Source organism: Mycobacterium sp., from assembly GCF_035603715.1.
Taxonomy (GTDB): Bacteria; Actinomycetota; Actinomycetes; order Mycobacteriales; family Mycobacteriaceae; genus Mycobacterium.
Genome location: NZ_DATNJW010000248.1, coordinates 1 through 2,394, shown reverse-complemented (window position 1 = coordinate 2,394; position 2,394 = coordinate 1). Strand labels below are relative to the sequence as shown.

Genomic DNA, 2,394 nt, shown 5'->3' with positions numbered 1-2,394 from the left:
ATTCCGAGCTCAAGGTGGTCAACCTGATAGCGCAGGGTGCGACCAACCGGTCAGTGGCACAGCGGCTGCACGTCACGCCTCACACGGTGAAAGCCCATCTGCACAATGCGTTCGCCAAGCTCGGGATAAATTCCCGCGCCGAGCTGAGCGAACTCATGCACGGCACCGACGACCCGACCCATTAGATTCTGGCGACTTAGCCATTACCCCGCCTGGCCTTAAAGATTGCCCACCAGGCAATGGTGTCACCCATGCCCGCGCTGCCACCGTAGTCGTTATCAACTAATCACGTTCTCACTCAGCTAGGGCCGAGGCAAAACTCAACACCACGCCGGTGAGCACACGAGAGAAGGAGCCAACGATGCTGAGTGCAACGCTTGGAATGCTGGCGATGCTGTCGGTGGTGTTCGGTGTCGCTGGGTACGTGATGGTGTCCCGATGACCGCAACCTCGTCTGGCTCGTGCGCCGAATCAGCAAGTAGCACTAACGATCCCGACGCGCAGGCAAGACGCGCCAACGATGGCGAACTGAGCGCAGGGTTTCAATTTGACGCGACGACTAGTGAGGATGCCATGGACGTCCTATTAGCCGCCGAGGAATTTCCAACCGAGCGACTCGACGAGTCTGTCGACCATGTCGCGCTGTACGCGAAATATCGCCGGCTCGCCGCCGAACAGGCCGCGTTGCGCCGAGTGGCCATGCTGGTGGCGCGCGGAGTTGGACCATTGGAGGTATTTGGCGCTGTGGCCGAAGAGATGCGGCGATGCGTGCCTGCGGACACCGCCGGGTTGTGGCGCTTCGAATCGGATGGCGAGATCACGCTCGTGGCCGCTGCTGCCGATCCTGAGACGCTCGCAGGATGGACGGTGGGCACCCGAACTGCGGTGGATGGCGACACCATCGCAACGGTGGTGCAGCGCACCGGCCGGTCCGCACGGATCGACAGCTACGACGACGTTGCCGGGTCGATCGCGGCTCGCGTGCGCGCGGGGGTGGCGGTGCCGATCATCGCTGACGGACGCATGTGGGGCTTGGCGGCGGTCGGTTCGGTGCAGTTCGGGCCGATGCCAGCCGATACCGAGGTCCACATCAGCCGCTTCGCCGAACTGATCGCCACTGCTGTCGTGGCCGGCTATCGCGACGAACAGAAGCGGCAGCTGCTGGCTGAGGGGTCATGCCGCTCGAATCTGGTAGACGCGCTGCTTGAGGGACGAGCGTTCGACCAATGGAATCTGCGCGACGTCGCCGGATGTCTTCGGCTGCCGATCAATGGTCCTTTCGTGGCCGTCGCCGCCCACGTTCCCACCGTGGGTGATGCGCCGCTACGTGAGATCGAATCGAAGCTGCGTAGCCTTGACATCTTTTCGGTCTGGCGGCTGCTGCCTGATGTGCAGGTTGGGGTCGTACACGTCAGGTCCGACCAAAAACTCAACATGGTGGTTGCCCTACTCTCTCGGACGACAACTGCGCGGGTGGGGGTCAGTGCGGCCTTCGAGGATCTGCGCAATACACCACGAGCCGTGCATGTGGCCACAATGATGTTGCAGGGCCCGACCGACTCCACATCCTCAGTCACGGTGTTCGACGGCTCCATCCTGACCACCGCTGCCGTGAGTGCGCCGGAGGCGATGGTCCAAACGGTCGGCGCCGCGTTAGACGGTTTTGCCGACCTTGCCGACGACGAGCGGGAGACGCTGTTCCAAACGTTTCGGGTGTGGCAGGACACTGAAGGGTCCGTGGGCATTGCGGCTGAGGTGCTTAGTTGCCACCCGAACACGGTCCGGCACCGGTTGCGTCGAATCGAGAAACGTACCGGCCGATCCCTTTTGCGGCCAAGGGATGTCGCCGAACTATGTTTGGCGTTCGAAGTGCATCGCCGGCTCATGTAGCCGAAACCCATTGACGCTGTGGATGAGCGGAAGGCCGCCACGATGACGATCTGTCCTCCAGGCCGGCCGGATCCCCAAGCGGTTCTCGGGGCAGGCCTCCAGCGCAGCACTATCGCTTGCACCGTGAGCTTGCCTGCAGCATTTGCCACAAGCGGGTGAGGGCCGCGGCACCCGCCATTCGTGTTCGTCAACGGGGGATGTTGGGCTGTGGCGCCGAGGCGCTGCCCAGATCGGGTGAACGCTTAGCAGCGTCACTGTTCACCGGCAGCGGTAAACGGTGCCGGCGTTGTACGCGCCGACAACGACCGGAGTCGTGGCTTCCCGCAGGCTTGAGTTACCCGTTATCGATTGAAGGGAAAGAACGTGAGCAGCAATACTTTAGCCACACCACAAGCGCCCGCAGGCTTCGACGTCAACGCGCGCTTCCGCTCCGTGATGACCGAACTCGGACTCTGTCCCGAAGACACCGGGGGCGCCATCACCTTCGTCGGCGAGGATCCGATT

2 protein-coding genes are annotated in these 2,394 nt (G+C 62.7%); both read left to right on the top strand.

All coding sequences use genetic code 11. The features are described 5' to 3' along the window. A partial coding sequence (locus tag VN856_RS10475; RefSeq protein WP_325688676.1) for a helix-turn-helix transcriptional regulator occupies window positions 1-185 on the top strand: 185 nt, incomplete at its 5' end. Window positions 186-573: 388 nt separating this feature from the next. Then, the gene (locus VN856_RS10470; RefSeq protein WP_325688674.1) at window positions 574-1,890 is read left to right on the top strand and encodes a helix-turn-helix domain-containing protein; all 1,317 of its coding nucleotides are present in this window, start codon (window positions 574-576) and stop codon (window positions 1,888-1,890) included. Window positions 1,891-2,394 lie beyond the last annotated feature (504 nt).